The 18,570-nt window shown below is 63.0% G+C and carries 13 protein-coding genes and 4 tRNA genes; 12 read left to right on the forward strand and 5 right to left on the reverse strand.

Features of this window, described 5'->3' with window-relative positions; translation table 11 throughout:
* Window positions 1-76 precede the first annotated feature (76 nt).
* Both C4K27_RS10210 and C4K27_RS10215 read right to left on the reverse strand, forming a co-directional pair.
* Complete coding sequence (locus tag C4K27_RS10210; protein ID WP_173613341.1) at window positions 77-1,567, reverse strand: MDR family MFS transporter; 1,491 nt, start codon at window positions 1,565-1,567, stop codon at window positions 77-79.
* 49 nt (window positions 1,568-1,616) lie between these two features.
* Window positions 1,617-2,678 (reverse strand): HlyD family secretion protein, encoded by a 1,062-nt coding sequence (locus C4K27_RS10215; RefSeq protein ID WP_053260330.1) that lies wholly within the window; start codon window positions 2,676-2,678, stop codon window positions 1,617-1,619.
* Window positions 2,679-2,914: 236 nt separating this feature from the next.
* Here C4K27_RS10215 and gltX point away from each other — a divergent pair, with 236 nt between their 5' ends.
* The 12 genes from gltX (at window position 2,915) to C4K27_RS10275 (ending at window position 12,400) form a co-directional block, all read left to right on the forward strand.
* The gene (gene gltX / locus C4K27_RS10220; protein WP_007922014.1) at window positions 2,915-4,396 is read left to right on the forward strand and encodes a glutamate--tRNA ligase; all 1,482 of its coding nucleotides are present in this window, start codon (window positions 2,915-2,917) and stop codon (window positions 4,394-4,396) included.
* Between the two features lie 225 nt (window positions 4,397-4,621).
* Window positions 4,622-4,697 (forward strand) — tRNA-Ala (locus C4K27_RS10225).
* Window positions 4,698-4,774: 77 nt separating this feature from the next.
* Window positions 4,775-4,850: transfer RNA gene (locus C4K27_RS10230), tRNA-Glu, on the forward strand.
* Window positions 4,851-4,903: 53 nt separating this feature from the next.
* Window positions 4,904-4,979 (forward strand) — tRNA-Ala (locus C4K27_RS10235).
* A gap of 80 nt (window positions 4,980-5,059) precedes the next feature.
* Window positions 5,060-5,135, forward strand: a tRNA-Glu gene (locus C4K27_RS10240).
* A gap of 182 nt (window positions 5,136-5,317) precedes the next feature.
* The gene (locus C4K27_RS10245) at window positions 5,318-5,857 is read left to right on the forward strand and encodes a TetR/AcrR family transcriptional regulator (RefSeq protein WP_007922012.1); all 540 of its coding nucleotides are present in this window, start codon (window positions 5,318-5,320) and stop codon (window positions 5,855-5,857) included.
* A 29-nt stretch (window positions 5,858-5,886) separates the two neighbouring features.
* Complete coding sequence (locus C4K27_RS10250) at window positions 5,887-6,720, forward strand: alpha/beta fold hydrolase (RefSeq protein WP_053260331.1); 834 nt, start codon at window positions 5,887-5,889, stop codon at window positions 6,718-6,720.
* Between the two features lie 48 nt (window positions 6,721-6,768).
* Window positions 6,769-7,206, forward strand: a complete 438-nt coding sequence (locus C4K27_RS10255) for an acyl-CoA thioesterase (protein ID WP_009048091.1) — start codon at window positions 6,769-6,771, stop codon at window positions 7,204-7,206.
* Window positions 7,207-7,307: 101 nt separating this feature from the next.
* Entirely contained in the window at window positions 7,308-8,267 is a 960-nt protein-coding gene (locus C4K27_RS10260) for a tRNA dihydrouridine synthase (RefSeq protein ID WP_053260332.1), read from the forward strand.
* 120 nt (window positions 8,268-8,387) lie between these two features.
* The gene (locus C4K27_RS10265) at window positions 8,388-8,834 is read left to right on the forward strand and encodes an Hsp20 family protein (protein WP_009043021.1); all 447 of its coding nucleotides are present in this window, start codon (window positions 8,388-8,390) and stop codon (window positions 8,832-8,834) included.
* A 186-nt stretch (window positions 8,835-9,020) separates the two neighbouring features.
* The gene (locus tag C4K27_RS10270; RefSeq protein ID WP_053260333.1) at window positions 9,021-9,719 is read left to right on the forward strand and encodes a DUF1266 domain-containing protein; all 699 of its coding nucleotides are present in this window, start codon (window positions 9,021-9,023) and stop codon (window positions 9,717-9,719) included.
* Window positions 9,716-12,400 carry a DUF805 domain-containing protein gene (locus C4K27_RS10275; RefSeq protein ID WP_053260334.1) on the forward strand — a complete coding sequence of 895 codons (2,685 nt, stop codon included), beginning with the start codon at window positions 9,716-9,718 and terminating at the stop codon, window positions 12,398-12,400. The genes C4K27_RS10270 and C4K27_RS10275 overlap by 4 nt, the downstream gene beginning before the upstream one ends.
* Here the strand turns inward: C4K27_RS10275 and C4K27_RS10280 are convergent.
* The 3 genes from C4K27_RS10280 to C4K27_RS10290 all read right to left on the reverse strand — a co-directional run bounded on the left by C4K27_RS10280 (window position 12,397) and on the right by C4K27_RS10290 (window position 18,445).
* The gene (locus C4K27_RS10280) at window positions 12,397-14,088 is read right to left on the reverse strand and encodes a molecular chaperone HscC (RefSeq protein WP_053260335.1); all 1,692 of its coding nucleotides are present in this window, start codon (window positions 14,086-14,088) and stop codon (window positions 12,397-12,399) included. The two genes, C4K27_RS10275 and C4K27_RS10280, sit on opposite strands and share 4 nt — an antisense overlap.
* Window positions 14,089-14,194: 106 nt before the next feature.
* Window positions 14,195-17,473, reverse strand: coding sequence for a sensor domain-containing protein (locus C4K27_RS10285; RefSeq protein ID WP_053260336.1), 3,279 nt, complete (start codon window positions 17,471-17,473; stop codon window positions 14,195-14,197).
* Window positions 17,474-17,554: 81 nt separating this feature from the next.
* Entirely contained in the window at window positions 17,555-18,445 is an 891-nt protein-coding gene (locus C4K27_RS10290; protein ID WP_053260337.1) for a LysR family transcriptional regulator, read from the reverse strand.
* Between the last annotated feature and the right edge of the window lie 125 nt (window positions 18,446-18,570).

Genomic DNA, 18,570 nt, shown 5'->3' on the forward strand with positions numbered 1-18,570 from the left:
GCGGTATCACTACCGCTGAAGGTCCTTCGGACCTATCGCAGCCTGCGGCAGCGGCTACAGCGGTTACCCTGGCAAGTCAGTGTGCTTCCCCGGCCTTGATCCCGGCCGGCAACGCCTTGGTCAGCAGAATCGCCAGCATGCTGACGCCCAGGGCGATCCCGACAAAATGGAAGGCGTCGTTGTAGGCCATGATCAGCGCCTGCTGGTGGGTGATTTCGCTGAGTTTGCCGAGGGCGGCGGTATCGCTGCCGAACTTCTCGGCCAGGGTCGCCAGGCGTTCGGCCACTTGCGGGTTGCTCGGCGCTATGGATTCGCGCAGGTAGTCGAAGTAAGTCTTGGTCCGCGCATCCAGCAGGGTCGCGAGCAGGGCGATGCCGATCGCGCCGCCTAAGTTGCGCAGGATGTTGAACAGGCTGGAGGCCGAACCGGCGTCCTGCGGCAGGATGTAAGCGGTGGCGATCAAAGAAATGGTGACCATGATCAACGGCTGCCCCAGGGCGCGGATGATCTGGATCTGGTTGAACTGCGGCCCGGCGAAGTCCGGGTTGAGCACCCCCGAAGAAAAACTCGCCAGGCCGAACAGGCCAAAGCCCAGGGTGCACAGCCATTTGGGCGAGATGAACTGCATCAGCTTCGGCACCAGCGGAATCAGGAACAGCTGCGGCACCCCCATCCACATGATCACTTCGCCGATCTGCAAGGCGTTGTAGTTCTGGATCTGCGCCAGGTACAGCGGCAACAGATAGATGGAACCGTACAGCCCGACGCCCATGCCCAGGCTGGAAATGCTCGACAGGCCGAAGTTGCGGTTGCGCAGGATGCCCAGGTTGATCAGCGGGTTGGGTTTGGACACCTGGACGATGACAAAGGTGATCAGGCTCAGCAGGGCGATGCTGCCCAGGTTGACGATCAGGTTCGATTCCAGCCAATCCTTGCGGTGACCTTCCTCGAGAAACACCTGCAGGCAACCGAGCCCGACACCCAGGGTGAGAATGCCGGCGTAGTCGGTGCTTTTCAGCAGCTCCCAATGGGCTTCCTTCTTCTCCAGGCCATAGAGCAGGCCGGCGATCATGATCAGGCCGGGCGGGATGTTGATATAGAAGATGTATTCCCAGCCCCAGTGCTCCGTGAGCCAGCCACCCAGGGTCGGGCCGATGGACGGGGCGAAGGTGGCGGTCATGGCGAACATGGCCATGCCCTTGGCGCGATGGTGCTCGGGGAGCTTGATCAGGGTCAGGGTGAACGCCAGCGGGATCAGCGCGCCGCCGGTAAAGCCCTGCAGGGCGCGGAACACGATCATGCTTTCCAGGCTCCAGGCCATGGAGCAGAGCAGGGAGGCGATCAGGAATCCCGCCGAGACCCAGACCGCCAGGCGCCGCGCCGACAGCAGCTGCACCAGCCAGGCGGTGAGGGGAATCATGATGATCTCCGCCACCAGGTAGGAAGTGGAGATCCACGAGCCTTCTTCGAGGGTCGCCGACAGCGCGCCCTGGATGTCCTTGAGCGAGGCGTTGGTGATCTGGATGTCCAGCACCGCCATGAAGGCGCCGAGCATCACGCTCATCACCGCGATCCAGTCGCGTCGGGTCGGTTCGCCGACCGGGCGCAACAGTTGGTCACCGGCCATCGTTCGAGGGGGCTGGGTTCAGGGGCTGGATATTCACTTTGACAGTGACTGACATGCCCGGGCGGATCTTGCCGTGCAGCGGGTTGTCGGCGGCAAAGGTCAGTTTCACCGGAATGCGCTGCACCACCTTGGTGAAGTTGCCGGTGGCGTTGTCCGGCGGCAGCAGGCTGAACTGCGCACCCGAGGCGGCGAACAGGCTGTCGACACGGGCTTCGATCGGCGTGTCGCCGTAGGCGTCGAACAGCAGCTCGGCCTTTTGCCCCGGTTGCATATGGCCGATCTGGGTTTCCTTGAAGTTGGCCTGAACCCAGATGTCCTGGTCCGGCACGATCGACAGCAGATAGGCGCCAGCCTGCACGTACTGGCCGTTACGCGCCGCGCGCTGGCCGATCAGGCCGCTGATGGGGGCGTGGATGTCGCTGCGGGTCAAGTTCAGCTCGGCCTGGGCCAGGTCGGTGCGGGCATTGGCGATCTGCGCGTCGAGGCGCTTGATCTCGGCACTCAGGGCATTGACCTGCTGGCGCTGGCCTTGCAGGTCGGCCTGGGCCTTGGCCACTTGCGAGCGGGCGATATGGTTGTCGGCGGACAGGGTGGTGACCCGCTCTTCGGAGACATAACCCGGCTTGCGCAGGGTTTGCGCGCGGGACAGGTCGATCTGCGAGCGCCCGAGGCTGGCCTGGCTGGAAGCCACCTGGGCTTCGCCGGCGGCGATCAGGCTGGCCTGTTGCGTGAGTCTGCTCTGGGCTTGCAGGCGTTCGGCCTCGCGGGTGGCCAGGGTGGCGTTGGCGCGATCCACGGCGAGGTGGAAATCATCGCCTTCGAGCCTGATCAGCAGCTGGCCTTTTTCGACGTGCTGGTTGTCCTGCACCAGCACCTCGTCGATACGCGCGCCAAGCTGGCTGGAAACGCGGGTGATTTCACCCTGGACATAGGCGTTATCGGTGCTTTCATAAAAGCGTCCATGGAAAAACCACTGCGCCAGAAAGCCCAGGGCAATCAGCAGGACCAGGAACAGGAAAATAAACAGGCGACGCTTGAGTTGAACTGGCATGGGGCGGCAGGCTGCGGTCAGGTAAATGTAAGGAAATTTGTCAGAGGGCGAATCTGGCATACGGCCGACCAGTGGTAAATGCCACGGGCGGACAATCGATGGTTCGGCGGCCCGGGCGACTCGAGTAGCCTCAACCTTGGCTTAAATGCCCTGCTCACTGGAGCGGGGCCGGCATCGCCTGTTACCATTCGCCTCTTGTTTGATCTTCGCTTTTCATATTCTTTCCGAGACATGCCATGACCACCGTCCGCACGCGCATCGCGCCATCGCCTACCGGGGATCCCCACGTAGGTACCGCTTACATCGCCTTGTTCAACTACTGCTTCGCCAAGCAGCATGGCGGTGAGTTCATCCTGCGCATCGAAGACACCGATCAACTGCGTTCGACCCGCGAGTCCGAGCAGCAGATTTTCGACGCCTTGCGCTGGTTGGGCATCAACTGGAGCGAAGGCCCGGACGTGGGTGGCCCGCACGGCCCTTACCGGCAGAGCGAACGTAGCGAGATCTACCAGAAGTACACCCAGCAGTTGGTCGACATGGGCCATGCCTTCCCGTGCTTCTGCACCGCCGAAGAACTGGACCAGATGCGCGCCGAGCAGATGGCCCGTGGCGAGACGCCGCGCTACGACGGCCGCGCGCTGCTGCTGTCCAAGGAAGAGGTCGCGCGTCGCCTGGCCGCTGGTGAACCGCATGTGATCCGCATGAAGGTGCCGAGCGAAGGCGTCTGCGTGGTGCCGGACATGCTGCGTGGCGATGTCGAGATCCCGTGGGATCGCATGGACATGCAGGTGCTGATGAAGACCGATGGCCTGCCGACCTACTTCCTGGCCAACGTGGTCGACGACCACCTGATGGGCATCACCCACGTATTGCGTGGCGAAGAATGGCTGCCTTCGGCGCCGAAACTGATTCTGCTCTACGAGTATTTCGGCTGGGAGCAGCCGCAGCTGTGCTACATGCCGCTGCTGCGTAACCCGGACAAGAGCAAGCTGTCCAAGCGCAAGAACCCGACCTCCGTGACCTTCTACGAGCGCATGGGCTTCATGCCGGAAGCCATGCTTAATTACCTGGGCCGCATGGGCTGGTCGATGCCGGACGAGCGCGAGAAGTTCTCGCTGCAGGAAATGGTCGACAACTTCGACCTGTCGCGGGTCTCCCTGGGTGGACCGATCTTCGATATCGAGAAGCTGTCCTGGCTCAATGGCCAGTGGTTGCGCGACCTGCCGGTGGAAGAGTTCGCCAGCCGCGTGCAGACCTGGGCGCTGAACCCCGAATACCTGATGAAGATCGCGCCGCACGTGCAAGGCCGGGTGGAAACCTTCAGCCAGATCGCGCCGTTGGCCGGGTTCTTCTTCGCCGGTGGCGTGACCCCGGATGCCAAGCTGTTCGAGTCGAAGAAGCTTTCGGGCGATCAGGTGCGGCAGTTGATGCAACTGATCCTGTGGAAGCTGGAAAGCCTGCGCCAGTGGGAAAAGGACAGCATCACCGCGACCATCCAGGCCGTGGTCGAATCCCTGGAGCTGAAGCTGCGTGATGCCATGCCGCTGATGTTCGCCGCGATCACCGGTCAGGCCAGCTCGGTCTCGGTGCTCGATGCCATGGAAATTCTGGGCCCGGACCTGACCCGTTTCCGCCTGCGCCAGGCCATCGACCTGCTGGGTGGCGTGTCGAAGAAAGAAAACAAAGAGTGGGAAAAGCTGCTGGGCGCGATCGCCTGATTCAGCCTGCTGATTCGCGGGAGCCGGCATGCTGGCTCCCGCGGACCTGCGCAAGAAGTGAGATCGCGACCGTTGCTGGAGGGCACAACAGTCGGAAAAAGCCCCGGATTTACGGGGGAGGGCGGTAAGTGATTGTTATGCCGGCAAATTTTTTTAAAAAAAGCTGAAAAAAAATTTGACAGCCTTCCGATACGCCCTTAAGATTCGCCCCGTCCTCACCGACGAGGGGCTATAGCTCAGCTGGGAGAGCGCTTGCATGGCATGCAAGAGGTCGACGGTTCGATCCCGTCTAGCTCCACCAATTTACATTCAAGGTCTGGCCACACCGGCCTTGAATCGATCAGTTCTCAGCGCTGATCAGTTGTTAGAAGGGTTTGCGTCCCCTTCGTCTAGTGGCCTAGGACACCGCCCTTTCACGGCGGTAACAGGGGTTCGAGTCCCCTAGGGGACGCCAGTTTTACAGAAGCGATGTTGCAAGATGTCGCTCCGCCGCGAGGCGAAAAATCTGGGGCTATAGCTCAGCTGGGAGAGCGCTTGCATGGCATGCAAGAGGTCGACGGTTCGATCCCGTCTAGCTCCACCAATTTTACAGTTCAAGGTCTGGCCACACCGGCCTTGAATCGATCAGCTCTCAGCACTGATCAGTTGTATAGAAGGGTTTGTGTCCCCTTCGTCTAGTGGCCTAGGACACCGCCCTTTCACGGCGGTAACAGGGGTTCGAGTCCCCTAGGGGACGCCACGTTTACCCGCTCTGCGGGATTTATAAGGGTCATTCAATTATTGAATGGCCCTTTTGTTTGTCTGGCGTTTGGCCAATTCTCCCTTTCTCCCCACACTGTTCTCCTGACCGACGGTCACACTAACGACTTGCGAAAATTTATTATGAGAATAATATTTTTATCGTAATATTCGGAGGCAACGATGAACGATAAAAAAGCTCAAACCCGCGAGCGCATTCTCCAGGCCGCCAGCACCGCGCTGGTGCAGCGTGGCCCGGCCGAGCCGAGCGTGGGCGAAGTGATGGGTGCTGCGGGCCTGACGGTCGGTGGCTTCTACGCGCATTTCGAAAGCAAGGACGCCCTGATGCTGGAAGCGTTCAGTCAATTGCTGGCCCAGCGCCGGGGCCTGATCGCCGATATGGACGCATCGTTGACCGGCGAGGAGCGGCGAGCGCTGGTGGCAGCGTTCTATCTGTCGCGCAAGCACCGCGATTCCACCGAGCAGGCCTGCCCGATCCCCGCGTCGGTCGGTGAAATGGGGCGCCTGCCGGACGATTTCCGCAAAGTCCTGAATGAACACATCGAGCTGATGCTGGCTCAGTTGGCGACCACCCCCGAAGACACCGACAAGGCCCTGGCCGATCTGGCCCTGATGGTGGGCGGCTTGTCCCTGGCCCGGGCGCTGGGAGCCGGTGAGCTGTCGGACCGTTTACTACGCGCTGCCAAGTCGGCGGTGCTATGACCTGAGGCGCTGGCCTGAGGAGAGAAGCGATGAGCACGTTAAGTTGGGTTCGTGGCGTTAACGGCACCTTGGGCTGGGTTGCACCGAAGCTGGTCGCCAGCAAGATGCGGCTGGCCTTCATGACGCCGCGCGAGCGGCTGCCGCGTGACTGGGAGCTGCCGCTGCTGGCGCGTTCGGAGCGCATCACCCTGCGCTTCGGGCTCTCGGCATTGCGCTGGGGCCAGGGGCCGGCGGTGCTGTTGATGCACGGTTGGGAAGGCCGCCCCACGCAATTTGCCAGCCTGATCGATGCGCTGGTGGGCGCCGGCTACAGCGTCGTGGCTCTGGACGGTCCCGCCCACGGGCGTTCTCCCGGTCGCGAGGCCAATGTGATGCTGTTTGCCCGGGCGATGCTCGAAGCCGCCGCGGAGTTACCGCCGCTGCGCGCGGTCATCGGCCATTCCATGGGGGGCGCCAGCGCCATGCTGGCGGTGCAGCTGGGCTTGCGTACCGAGACCCTGGTCAGCATCGCCGCCCCGGCGCGGATACTCGGCGTCCTGCGCGGCTTCGCCCGTTATGTGCGCCTGCCGCCCAAGGCGCGCTCGGCCTTTATCCGCCAGGTGGAGCAGGATGTCGGCATGCGCGCCGCGGCCCTGGATGTCGCGCACTACCAGCTGGATATGCCCGGGCTGATCGTGCATGCCGAAGACGATTGCTTTGTCCCGGTCAAGGAGTCCGAATTGATCCACGACGCCTGGTTCGACAGTCGCTTGTTGCGCCTGAAGGAGGGCGGGCATCAGCGCGTATTGGCCGATCCGCGGCTGATCGAGGGTGTGCTGACGCTGTTGGCCGGCCGCAGCCTGCAAGCGCGCCAATCCGCCTGAGCAATCCGTTACACTGCCCCGGTCGAATAATCTGACCGGGAGTGGGGCATGGGCTGGGATCTGGCAACGCCGTTTATCATCGATCTGCAGGTAGGTGCCGAAGACATCGACGGCTTGGGGCATGCCAACAACGCGGTGTACGTCACTTGGCTGGAGCGTTGCGCCTGGCGTCACTCCCAGCGCCTGGGCCTGGACCTGAGCGAATACCGCCGCCTGGATCGGGCCATGGCGGTGGTACGCCACGAGATCGACTACCTGGCGGCGGCCTATGAAGGCGACGAGCTGCAGCTGGCGACCTGGATCGTCGACTGGGACCAGCGCCTGAAGATGTCGCGACGCTTCCAACTGGTGCGTCCGAGCGATGGCACCACCTTGCTGCGGGCCCAGACCACCTTTGTCTGCATCGAGCTGTCCAGCGGCAAGCCCAAGCGCATGCCGGCGGAGTTTCTCGAGGGTTATGGGCCGGCGTTGCAAGGGGCGAGCTGAGACCAACCCGCAACCATCCACCCGTTGAAATACCTGCTTCCCAGCGAAACCCAGTAAACTGGCGCACGTTTTTTTACCGCGTTTTACGTTGAGTGTGATTCATGCAAATTGCTTTGGCGCCCATGGAAGGGTTGGTCGATGACATCCTGCGGGATGTGCTGACCCGGGTCGGTGGTATCGACTGGTGCGTGACCGAGTTCATCCGGGTCAACGATCAGTTGCTCACGCCGGCCTATTTCCACAAGTTCGGCCCCGAGTTGTTGAACGGCGCCCGGACCGCGTCCGGCGTGCCGCTGCGGGTGCAGCTGCTGGGTTCCGATCCGGTGTGCCTGGCGGAAAACGCCGCGCTGGCCTGTGAGCTCGGTTCCGAAGTCATCGACCTGAACTTCGGCTGCCCGGCCAAGACCGTCAACAAATCCCGTGGCGGTGCGGTGCTGCTCAAGGAGCCGGAGCTGCTCAACCAGATCGTCGAGCAGGTGCGGCGTGCTGTGCCTGCGCACATCCCGGTGACCGCCAAGATGCGCCTCGGCTTCGATAGCCCGGATGGCTCGCTGGTGTGCGCCACGGCGCTGGCCGAAGGCGGCGCGGAACATATCGTGGTGCATGCGCGGACCAAGGTCGACGGCTACAAGCCGCCGGCGCACTGGGAGTGGATTCCGCGGGTGCAGGACGTGGTCAAGGTGCCGGTGTTCGCCAACGGCGATATCTGGAGTGTCGAAGACTGGCGCCGCTGCCGCGAAATCAGCGGGGTGGAAGACATCATGCTCGGTCGTGGCCTGGTGTCGCGTCCGGACCTGGCCCGGCAAATCGCCGCCGCGCGGGCCGGGGAAGAGGTGGTCGAGATGACCTGGGCCGAGCTGATGCCGCTGATCCAGGACTTCTGGCTGCAAGCCAAGGCGCAGATGACGGCTCGCCAATCGCCGGGTCGCCTGAAGCAGTGGCTGGCGATGCTGACCCGCAATTATCCCGAGGCGGTGGAGCTGTTCACCGTCCTGCGTCGCGAAACCGAGCCGGATCAAGTCTCGCGTTTGCTGGGCTTGCCGGTGGCCGAGGCGGCCTGAAAAAATCTGCGAAAAGTCTCTTGAAATGCAATCGGCGGTCCCTATCTAAGGGTTACGCGATGCCGAATTCGGGTCGCGGAGACAAAAAAACTTGCTGATTGTTTTCAGGAGATTTGAACCATGAGTACTGCATTTTCCCTCGCACCACTGTTCCGTTCCTCGGTGGGTTTCGACCGTTTCAACGACCTGTTCGAAACCGCCCTGCGCAATGAGCCAGGCAGCACCTATCCGCCCTACAACGTCGAAAAGCACGGTGACGACCAGTACCGCATCGTCGTGGCCGCCGCCGGGTTCCAGGAAGAAGACCTGGAACTGCAAGTCGAGAAGGGCGTGCTGACCATCAGTGGCGGCAAACGTGACGCGAACGAAGGCGTCACCTTCCTGCACCAGGGCATCGCCCAGCGTGCGTTCAAGCTGTCCTTCCGCCTGGCCGATCACATCGAGATCAAGGCCGCCGGCCTGAGCAATGGTCTGTTGAGCATCGACCTGTTGCGGGTGATCCCGGAAGAGGCGAAAGCCAAACGCATCCCAATCAACGGGACGCAGCAAGCGGCTCTGCAGCATTGATCCATGCGCAGCAATGCAGGCGCTTGATCGAGCGCTGAGTCGCCAAATGAAGGCCCCGACTTGTCGGGGCCTTTTTTATGCCCGGCAGAATCATCGTTCACCTTTGCTGCCTGCGATGGTTTCTCTACAATCCGCCGCAGTTTTGCCGACCCCCCATTCCTCACTGGTCGGCTTGGAGCCTTTTTCATGGACGAGATACACCAGCGCTGGCTGTGGAGCCTCTCTGCGCCGATGGTTGCGCTCAACCCTCGCGCCGGATACGACAACCCCGCGTTCTACCCCGGCCCGGAATCCATCGACCTGCAAGGCAGTTGGGGCATCGGTGACCGACGGCAGTTGTTGGACATGCTGGAAAAGATGACTGACCACGGTCACGCCGCCCGCCTCGACGACGCCTATCGCGCCTGGCAGCGCTGCCTGCCGAGCGAGTGGCAGGCCCTGCTCGAGACCCTCGAGCCCCGTGAACGCATCCTGCATGAGTTCGCCAGCCGTACCTTTGGTGCTTGCGGCCCGGGCGGGATCCTGGCCTGGGATTACGGGCGCATGGGGTTTCTCTTGCGTTGTGGCGTGCGCAACCAGTGGATCGATCTGGCCGAGAGCCTGTGGCTGCACGGCCGGCTGGCGGTCAGGGCGCAATACCACTACGGCAGCTGGTTCGCCTATTTCAATGGTTTCCTGGTTGGCCGCGCGTTCTGGGGTTGCCTGGGCAATAGCGACGACGAACTGGCTTACGAGCTGGATCGACAGGGGGAGAACCCCAACAGCCTGATGATCGCCCAGGGGCTTGCGCAAAACATGGCGGACTGCCTGGCGGACCTGCCTTGGCATCTGGAACTGGATTTGCCGCAACGTCCGGCGTCGCTTGAGGAGTTCGACTGGTCATGAGTTGCTGGATAAAGCTGGGTATCGACCCTACCACCGATGAAACGCTGATTCGCAATGCCTATCGTGCCCGTCTGCCGGAGCATCACCCGGAGACCGATCCCGAAGGGTTCCAAGCACTGCGCCAGGCCTATGAGAGTGCCCTGCGGCTGGTGCGTGACAAGGCGCAGGAACTTGAAGCGGCGCAGGAGAGCGAGCCTGCGCCTGCGCAGGCCATCCTCGATTTTGATGCGCTGCTGAGTGATCCGGCGCGACGCTTCAATCCTGAGGCCTGGCAGGCCTTTATCAAGACACTGGATCAACTGCCGCTCGGCATGCTCGATGACCTGCGCTGGGAGTTGTTCGGGCGGACGGCCAACGCCGGGCCGCTGTCCCATCGTTGCGCGGGCCTGCTGGCCCAGCGCATGGGCTGGGAGCATCAGTTGCTGGAGCTGGGGTTCGATCAGGCCCGTCATGTCGAGGACTATCTGAACCGGATCAAGACCCCGGACCCTTTCGACACGGTGCTGATGGGGAATTGGTCGGAACCGGCGCAGACCGAAAGCCTGTGGTACGCGCGCAGTCTCGACTTCATCTTCGACCGGCGACCGCTCCACGAATACGAAGGCTTCGCCAGCCAACACACCTGCCTGCCGTTGCCGAATGATGCGCTCTTCATCAAGCGCTTGCTGGTGCAATTCACCCAGGCCGGCATCGGTGGCCAGGGGTTGCTGCAGTTGTGCATCGAGCAGCAGCGCGAAGCCCCGGATGATGTGGACTGGCTTTACCTGCTGGCGTGCCAGAACAGCCTGCTGGGGCTGGACGATCAGGCGTTGCCTTGCTGGGTCCGGCTTTGGCAGGAGCATCGTCATCCCAAGGCCGAGAGCCAATTGCTGGCGTTGTGCGCCAAACGTCAGCCGGACTTTTTGCCGCTGCTGATCCAGGCGTTTGATCGTCTGGAGAATTTCAGCGGCTGGTCCACCGATCTCGCCCATGTCACCCAGGAATACGGCAGCCCTTCACAACGCCCCGAGACGCTGATCCGCTGGCTCGGCGTTGGCCGGCTCGAGCTGCAGGGGTTGGCGCAGGCCTTTATCGACTGGCGGATGACCGGCGACGAGTTGCCCTTGCTGGCACAGTTGCTGGGCCAGAACACCGACACCCGGTTGTTGCGCCTGTACCGGCATGCCTGGGCCTTGCACCGTGGCGCAGCAGACCTGTTGCAACAGGTGCTGGACGAGCCGCAGCCGCTGGATGCCCTCGAAGGCCTGGTGCTGAGCGGGTTCAAGGACCAGGCCGGGCAGCACCTGCGCTGGTTGAACCAGGCACCGATTCCGTTGGCGATGAAGGCCTTCATCGATGAAGGGGCTGCTTCGGTGCAACTGGCCGCTGCGCTGACAACCGGTGAGCCGCATAAGATCTGCCGTGTGTGGCTGCGCCGATTGCGTCCTTACGGTCACGCTGCCCTGGAGCGTATCGCCGAGTTTTTCGAATTGAGCGATACGGATGCCGCTAGCGATTTGTCGGAACTGAACCTGCTGCTGCAACTGAGCCAGCATGGCGTAGTGTTGCCGCCGCCAGGGACGGGAGAGGCGGTCTGGCACTGGTACGCCCATACGCTGTTCCTGATGGCGTTGCTGGAGCAGCCGGAACGCTGGTGGCAATTGATCGACTCGCGGTGCCTGGAGCGCCTGGCGCTCAATCCGTCCCATCCGCTCAGCCGGCTGCAGCCGCAGCTTGCCCAGTTACAGCGCGAACAGGGCGACCTGAGCGCTTTGCTCGGCTGGCTGCAATTGGACGATCCGCTGCATGCCTTGCTCGACCGGCAATTGCTTGGCGTCCAGGAAGCGCTCGACAGTGCGCGGTTGTTGAGCGATGAGCGCTTGTTCGCATGTCTGCGCAGCGACCTGCACGCCTTCGCGGACGATTTGCTCGGGCGCATGCTCTTGAGTGGTGTGCTGTATCACGACCCGGTGATCGATGCGCAGCAGCGTCGATACCTGCTCGATCGGATTACCGAAATCACCAATCCCCAGGACTGGTTCGACGGCTTCCGCCACGGCTTGATCAAGGGCGAGCCGCCACGGCCGCCGCAGCAGATGCTGGTCGAAGACGAAGGGATCGACAGCGAGGCCTTTTACCTGGCCCTCGATGTGCTCAAGGGGCTGGTGCGTTACGGCGGTGCCGGTGTGCCTCGGCAGAAAGTGCTGCTGCGCATGCAGCGGGCCAAGGACAATCCGGAACACGGGCTCGGCCTGCGGTTTGCCTTCAGTGCGCTGCTGTCCTGGAGCGAGCGTCTGCTGCTGGCTAAGGGCGACAGCCGTCCGACGCCCGCCACGGCGTTCTGGCGCCTGGGCACACGGCTGGGACGCGGGGCGTTTTTCTGGCAGGTGCTGGGCGCTGTGCTGGTCACCCCGCTGGCCGCGTTGTTCAGCGGCACGTCGCTGTCCGCGATCGTTGTGTCATTGCTGGGCAGCCTGTTTTTACTCGGGGCGATTCTGCGCCGCCTGCATGACATGGGGCGTGGTATCCCGACCTTGCTGGTGCTGGGCGGTCTGTCGGTGTTCTTTCCATTTCTGTCGCTGATCCTGTTCGCCTTTCCCGGCGACAAGCTGCCCAACCGCTATGGCGTACCGCCCGACAGCGCGGGTGAAGACGCGCTGCCCGGTGGTTTGCAGGCCAGCTTGCGGCGGCTCAACGGCTAGAGACGCAGTTGATCCAGCGCCTTGTTCAGTTGGGTCCGATGGCTGGCAATCTCCGTCGGTTGCTGGCCACCGAGCACGGCGGTGAAGGTGCCCAGCCAGTCGGCGATGCGCTCGCGCTCGTCGCCCAGGCTTTGCGCCCACGCCCGTTCCAGGCGTGCCAGCAGGGTGCGGTTGGGCAGGGCGTCGCGAGGATGGATTTTCAGCGCGGTCAGCCGCTCATGGCTGGCCTGCCGGGATTGCGCATCGAGCCCGGTGGGGCTGCGGTCGATGCTGTGGCTATGGCGTTCGCCGCTGGCCAGCAGGGTGACGTCGACTTCGAGCAGGCCATTGATGTCATAGCTGAAGCGCACGTCCAGGGACTGGATCTGTTCGCTGGGCGTTAGGGGCACGTCGAAGGCGTCGATGAAAATATTGTCCCGTACCCAGGGCCGCTCGCCTTGGTACACCTCGATGCGGATAAACGCCTGATGCGGATGTGTGGTGTAGAACTGCTGCACCCGTGAGGTCGGGATTACCGTGTTGCGTTCGATGATTGGCGAAAAGGCCCCGCTGACCTGTTCGCCGCGACGGGTGGAAATCCCCAGGGTGTAGGGGCAGACGTCAGTCAGGATCAATTCTTCGATGGCCCCGTCCCGGGCCTTGCAGGCGGCCTGGGTGGCGGCGCCCAGCGCGACGATCGTATCCGGGTCGAGATGGCGGTAAGGCAGGCGGCCGAACAGGGTGGCGACCATCTGCTGCACCGCCGGCATCCGGGTGGCGCCGCCTACCAGCACCAGGCTGTCGAGGTCGCGAGGCTTGAGGCGGGCATCGCGCAGGGCCTGTTCGATGGGCGCCCGCAACCGGGCCAGCAGCGGTTCCCAGATCTTCAGTGCCAGCGCTTCGTCCAGCGTCCATTCATATGACGTGTCCCCATGGCGCCAGCTCAGTGACTGAGTGCCTTCGGCGAGTGCGCACTTGAGCTGCTCCAGGGCGTCGCCCAGGCTGGCCATGCCCTGGGCGTCGATCTGCGCCGGGGTGAGTTGCCAGTCCTTGAGGCAGGCCTGCAACAAGGCCTCGGTAAAGTCCTCGCCGCCCAGGAAGTTGTCGCCGGTGGAGGCATGCACCTCAATCAGCGGCAGTGCGTATTCCAGCACCGTGACGTCGAAGGTGCCGCCGCCCAGGTCGAAGATCAGCGTGCGTTCGAACTTCTGTTCGTGCAGCCCGTAGGCCATGGCGGCCGCGGTCGGCTCGTTGATCAGCCGCGACACCGTCAGGCCCGCCAGTTCGGCGGCGAACAGCGTGCGCTTGCGTTGTTCGTCGCTGAAGTAGGCGGGCACCGAAATCACCGCTTCCTGCACCGGATGGCCGAGAAAGGCTTCGGCATCCTGTTTGAGCGAACCGATCACCAGCGCCGAGAGTTCTTCCGGGCTGAACGGCCGGCCGCCCAGTTCGAGGCGCTTGTCGCTGCCCATGAAGCGCTTGAAGGCCGCGGCCGTGCGTTCCGGGTGGGTTGTCAGGCGGGCCCGCGCGGCCTTGCCCACCAGGATGCTGTCGTCTTCATCGAGGCTGACCACCGACGGGGTCAGGACATCGCCGAGGGCGTTGGGGATCAACTGGGCGCGGCCGTCCTGCCAGACGGCGATCAGGCTGTTGGTGGTGCCAAGGTCAATGCCCAGAAGGGCCGGGCGGGGGAGGGTTGCATCCTGCATGATCGATCTCGTGGGCGTCACAAAAAACGCGACCCTACAGGTTGTGCCAAACACTGGCAATTGCTGCCCCGTTGATCTGTCAGGCCGGCGATTGCATGTCGTCCGCTCAGACCAGCAGGGCTTTCAACCCCTCCAGCGGCAGCGGTCGGCTGTGCAGGTAACCCTGATACAAATGGCAGCCCAGGCCTTGCAGGAACTCGAGCTGCTCCGCGGTTTCCACGCCTTCGGCGATCACCTTCAGGTCCAGGCTGCGGGCCATGGCGACGATGGCGCGCACGATCTCCGCGTCGTTGGGGTCGTGGGTCGCATCGCGGACGAAGGACTGATCGATCTTCAGCGCATCCACCGGCAAGCGCTTGAGGTAGGTCAGCGACGAATAACCGGTGCCGAAGTCGTCCATGGCGAAACTCACGCCAAGTTTTTTCAGGCGCCGCATCTTGCCGATGGTGTCTTCCAGGTTCTGGATCACGATGCCTTCGGTGATCTCCAGCTTCAGCAGCGAAGGCGGCAGCTGGTAATGGCTCAGGCTGTGCTCTATACGCTCGACGAAGTCGTTCTGGCGGAACTGTCGCGGGCTGATGTTCACGCACAGGCTGAAGTCGAGCGGGTCCACCAGACCTTCGGCGATCAGCTGGCTGAAGGCCTGGCAGGCTTCGTCGAGAATCCAGGTGCCGACCTCGAGGATCAGGCCGCTGTCTTCCAGGACCTTGATGAACTCGGTGGGCGATTGCGCCCCCAGTTCGGGGTGGTGCCAGCGCACCAGGGCCTCGGCGCCGACGATGCGGTTGTCGCGGGCATCGACCTGGGGCTGGAAATGCAGGCTGAATTCGCCCCGGGACAGCGCCAGACGCAGGTCGGTCTCCATGCGCATGCGCTCGCTGGCAGCTTTCTGCATGGTGTTGTGGAACATCTGGGTGGTGTTGCGCCCGGAGTCCTTGGCCCGGTACAGCGCGATGTCGGCGCGCTTGAGCAGGTCGGTGGGGGTCGAGCCGTGATCGGGAATCAGCGCCACGCCGATGCTCGGGGTCACCTGCAGGCGCTGGCCGTCAAGGAACATCGGTTCGGACAGCAGCTCGCGCAGGGTATCGGCCAGTTCACGCACCTGCTCGCTGACTTCGCTGCGGCTGCCTTCCAGGCCGCTGAGCAGGACCACGAACTCATCGCCGCCCAGGCGTGCCACGGTGTCTTCCATGCGCACGCTGGCTTCGAGCCGCGCGGTGACGATCTTCAGCACGGTGTCGCCCACCGGATGGCCGAGGGAATCGTTGATGTGCTTGAAATGGTCCAGGTCGAGGAACAGCAGGGCGCCGCGCAGGTTGTGGCGCTTGAGCAGGGCGATCTGCTGGCTCAGGCGGTCCATCAACAGCGCGCGGTTGGGCAGGTTGGTCAGCGGGTCGTGGTAGGCCAGGTGGCGAATCTGTGCCTGGGCATTTTTCAGCAGGCTGACGTCCCGCGCGGTGAGCAGCAGGCAGGGGGTTTCATTGAGGGTAATGGGTTCGATCGAGACCTCGACTGTCAGGATATCGCCACGCTTGTTGCGGCCGAGCATTTCCAGGTGATTGACCCGACCTTTGAGCTGCAGCTCGGCGAGCAGGATCGAGCGCTGTTTTTCCTCGGCCCAGATACCGACCTGATACACGGTACGGCCGATCACTTCTTCGGCGCGGTAGCCGGTCAGCCGGCAGAAGCCGTCGTTGACCTCCAGGTAACGCCCGGTGTCGCGCTCGGTGATGGTGATAGCGTCGGGGCTGGAGTGGAATGCCTTGGCGAACTTCTCTTCGCTGGCCTTGAGCGCGGCCTCGGAGCGTTGTTGCTGGGTGATGTCGCGCAGCGTGGTGACAATGCACGGCTGTTTGTCGACGGTGATCTGCCGGCTGGAAATGATGCAGGCCAGGGGGTGCCCGTCCTTGTGCCGGACCACCACCGCGACGTTGTTCAGCGCCTGTTCGCGGATTACCTGCTCGACCCGTTGCAGGCGCTGGGCGGAGTCGTCCCAGAGACCGATTTCGTCGGCGCTGCGGTTGAGCACTTCGTCGGCGGTCCAGCCGAAGGTCTGGGTGAAGCTGGAGTTGATCTCGATGAGCTGCCCGGTTTCCTGGAGCGTGACGCAGATCGGGTCCGGGCTGACCTGGAACAGGCTGGCGAACTTTTCCTCGGACGTCACCAGGCGCTGCTCGCGCTCGACCTGTTCGGTAATGTCCAGCAAGGTCCCGGCCATGCGCAGCGGATGGCCCTGCTCATCGCGGTAGAGGCGGGCGCGGCTTTCCAGAAAGCGTGACGAGCCATCGGCCAGTTGCACGCGGTAGGTCAGTTGATAATTGCCGGCCGGGCCTTCGCGCAGGCTGCGGTAGGCATCGCGCATGCTGTTGCGCTCTTCGTCGGGCACGCCCTCGAAAAATGCATCGAAGGACTCATGGAACGGCATCGGCTCCAGGCCATGCAGCTGCGCGGCGCGGGCCGAGCCGTAGAGCATGCCGCTGGGAATGTGCCAGTCCCAGGTGCCGAGCTGGGCCGAGTCCAGCGCCAGGTCGAGGCGCTCCTGGCTGTCCTTGAGGGCCTGTTCGGCGAGCTTGCGTTCGCTGGTGTCGAGAAAGGTGCTGAGCAGGTAGGCCTGGCCTTCCAGCTCGACTTTCTGGGCACTGAGAATACCGTCGTGAATCTGCCCGTTGCTGGCGCGCAGTTGCACCTCGAGGGTGGCGGCCTGGCCGCGCTTTTGTACCGCCTTGACCATTTGCGCGCGTTGTTCCGGGTCGACCCACAGGCCCAGTTCGAGGGTGGTGCGGCCGATGACATGCTGCACCGGCCAGCCGAAGAGGCTTTCGAAGTACTGGTTGGCTTCGCTGATCAGGCCGTCTTCCAGGCGGGTCAGCAGCACCATGTTCGGGCACAGGTGAAACAGCGTGGCAAAACGTTTTTCCGAACTGCTGAGGGCTTGTTCCCGCTGGCGTTGGTGGGTGATTTCGCGAATCACCCCGATCATTCGGGGCTTGCCATGTTTGTCCGGCAGCACGCTGCCGTTGATTTCCAGCCAGTGCAGGCTGCCGTCGGGCCAGCGGATGCGGTGATGCATCGCCTGTTCCAGCGGCGCGCCGGCCAGCACCGAATGGAAGGCGCGAATGGTTTTGGCGCGGTCTTCCTCAGGCAGCAGGTCGAGGTATTCCAGGTCTTTGGGCAGCGGCTGGCGCGGATCGAAGCCAAACAGCGCCTGGGTGCCCCGCGACCAGCTGATTTGCCCGCTTTCGATGTCCCAGTACCAGGCGCCCAGCCGTGCGCCATTGAGTGCGGCAAGCAACTGCGGGGCGCTCTCCCAGCTTTGCTCCGACTGTTTCGGGTCGAGCGCGTGAACGCGCGGCATGGGCGGTAGACGGTCAGCGGGTTTTGGCATGAGCAGCGGGCCTTGGGCTGAAAAGAGCGTTAGGCGCAGGTTCAGGCAAGCAAAGAGGTGGCATAAGTCATGCCGGGACGCTTACGCCTTGGTCCCTGGCCAATCGACTTGTGCATCCAGTAAGGCCATGAAAGCCCGCGCAGCATTCGACAGCGTCCGTTCGGTATGCAGGATATAGCCTAGCTGGCGAGTGAGCTGTATGCCCGGTAAAGGAATGCGCGCCACCTGATCGTCGAGCATGGTGCGCGGCAAGACGCTCCAGGCCAGGCCGATGGACACCATCATCTTGATGGTTTCCAGATAGTTAGTGCTCATGGCGATGTTCGGCGTCAGGCCCTGGGCCTCGAACAGGCGCTGGACAATATGGTGAGTGAAGGTGTTGCCGCCGGGAAATACCGCCGGATGCAGGGCGATATCGGCCAGGCTGACCGTGCCGTTGCTCACTAGCGGATGCTCGGGGGCGGCGACGAAGTCCAGCGGGTCGTTCCACACCGGAGTGGCCTTGACCAGTGTATGGGGTTCGGGGGCCAGGGTGATCACCGCCAGCTCGGCGCGACCATGGAGGATCTCTTCATAGGCCACTTCCGAGTCGAGAAACTGGATGTCCAGGGCCACTTCCGGGTATCGGCGGGTAAAGGCGCGCAGCAGGGGCGGCAGGCGGTGCAGACCGATATGGTGGCTGGTCGCCAGGGTCAGGCGGCCGCTGACTTCGCCGGTCAGGTTGGTCAGCGCCCGGCGGGTGTCGTCCAGCACGTTGAGGATCTGATAAGCCCGCGGCAGCAGGGCGCGTCCGGCCTCGGTCAGGCCCACTTCGCGGCCCAGGCGATCGAACAGCCGGACATTGAGCTGTTGCTCAAGGCCGGCGATGCGCTTGCTGATGGCCGGCTGGGTCAGGTGCAGGCGCTCGCCGGCTCCGGAGAAGCTGCCGGTTTCGGCAATCGCGATAAAGGCATTGAGGTTGGCCAGGTCCATGGTCGTATTCCAGTCGGTTATCCAAAGTATAAAAAATATGAATTTGAGTTATTTAATGTAACGCCATAGCATCAGCCTCACAAGCCAAGGGGTTATTGACCGGTGTCAGAGACCCGCGGCATAGA

It is taken from the genome of Pseudomonas chlororaphis subsp. chlororaphis, assembly GCF_003945765.1.
In the GTDB taxonomy this organism is placed as follows: domain Bacteria; phylum Pseudomonadota; class Gammaproteobacteria; order Pseudomonadales; family Pseudomonadaceae; genus Aquipseudomonas; species Aquipseudomonas chlororaphis.

Excerpts from the sequence above, each read along its gene's own strand:
- C4K27_RS10215 (WP_053260330.1), bottom strand. The coding sequence starts at position 2,678 with ATGCCAGTTCAACTCAAGCGTCGCCTGTTTATTTTCCTGTTCCTGGTC.
- gltX (WP_007922014.1), top strand. The coding sequence starts at position 2,915 with ATGACCACCGTCCGCACGCGCATCGCGCCATCGCCTACCGGGGATCCC.
- C4K27_RS10245 (WP_007922012.1), top strand. The coding sequence starts at position 5,318 with ATGAACGATAAAAAAGCTCAAACCCGCGAGCGCATTCTCCAGGCCGCC.
- C4K27_RS10250 (WP_053260331.1), top strand. The coding sequence starts at position 5,887 with ATGAGCACGTTAAGTTGGGTTCGTGGCGTTAACGGCACCTTGGGCTGG.
- C4K27_RS10255 (WP_009048091.1), top strand. The coding sequence starts at position 6,769 with ATGGGCTGGGATCTGGCAACGCCGTTTATCATCGATCTGCAGGTAGGT.
- C4K27_RS10260 (WP_053260332.1), top strand. The coding sequence starts at position 7,308 with ATGCAAATTGCTTTGGCGCCCATGGAAGGGTTGGTCGATGACATCCTG.
- C4K27_RS10265 (WP_009043021.1), top strand. The coding sequence starts at position 8,388 with ATGAGTACTGCATTTTCCCTCGCACCACTGTTCCGTTCCTCGGTGGGT.
- C4K27_RS10270 (WP_053260333.1), top strand. The coding sequence starts at position 9,021 with ATGGACGAGATACACCAGCGCTGGCTGTGGAGCCTCTCTGCGCCGATG.
- C4K27_RS10275 (WP_053260334.1), top strand. The coding sequence starts at position 9,716 with ATGAGTTGCTGGATAAAGCTGGGTATCGACCCTACCACCGATGAAACG.
- C4K27_RS10280 (WP_053260335.1), bottom strand. The coding sequence starts at position 14,088 with ATGCAGGATGCAACCCTCCCCCGCCCGGCCCTTCTGGGCATTGACCTT.
- C4K27_RS10285 (WP_053260336.1), bottom strand. The coding sequence starts at position 17,473 with ATGCCAAAACCCGCTGACCGTCTACCGCCCATGCCGCGCGTTCACGCG.
- C4K27_RS10290 (WP_053260337.1), bottom strand. The coding sequence starts at position 18,445 with ATGGACCTGGCCAACCTCAATGCCTTTATCGCGATTGCCGAAACCGGC.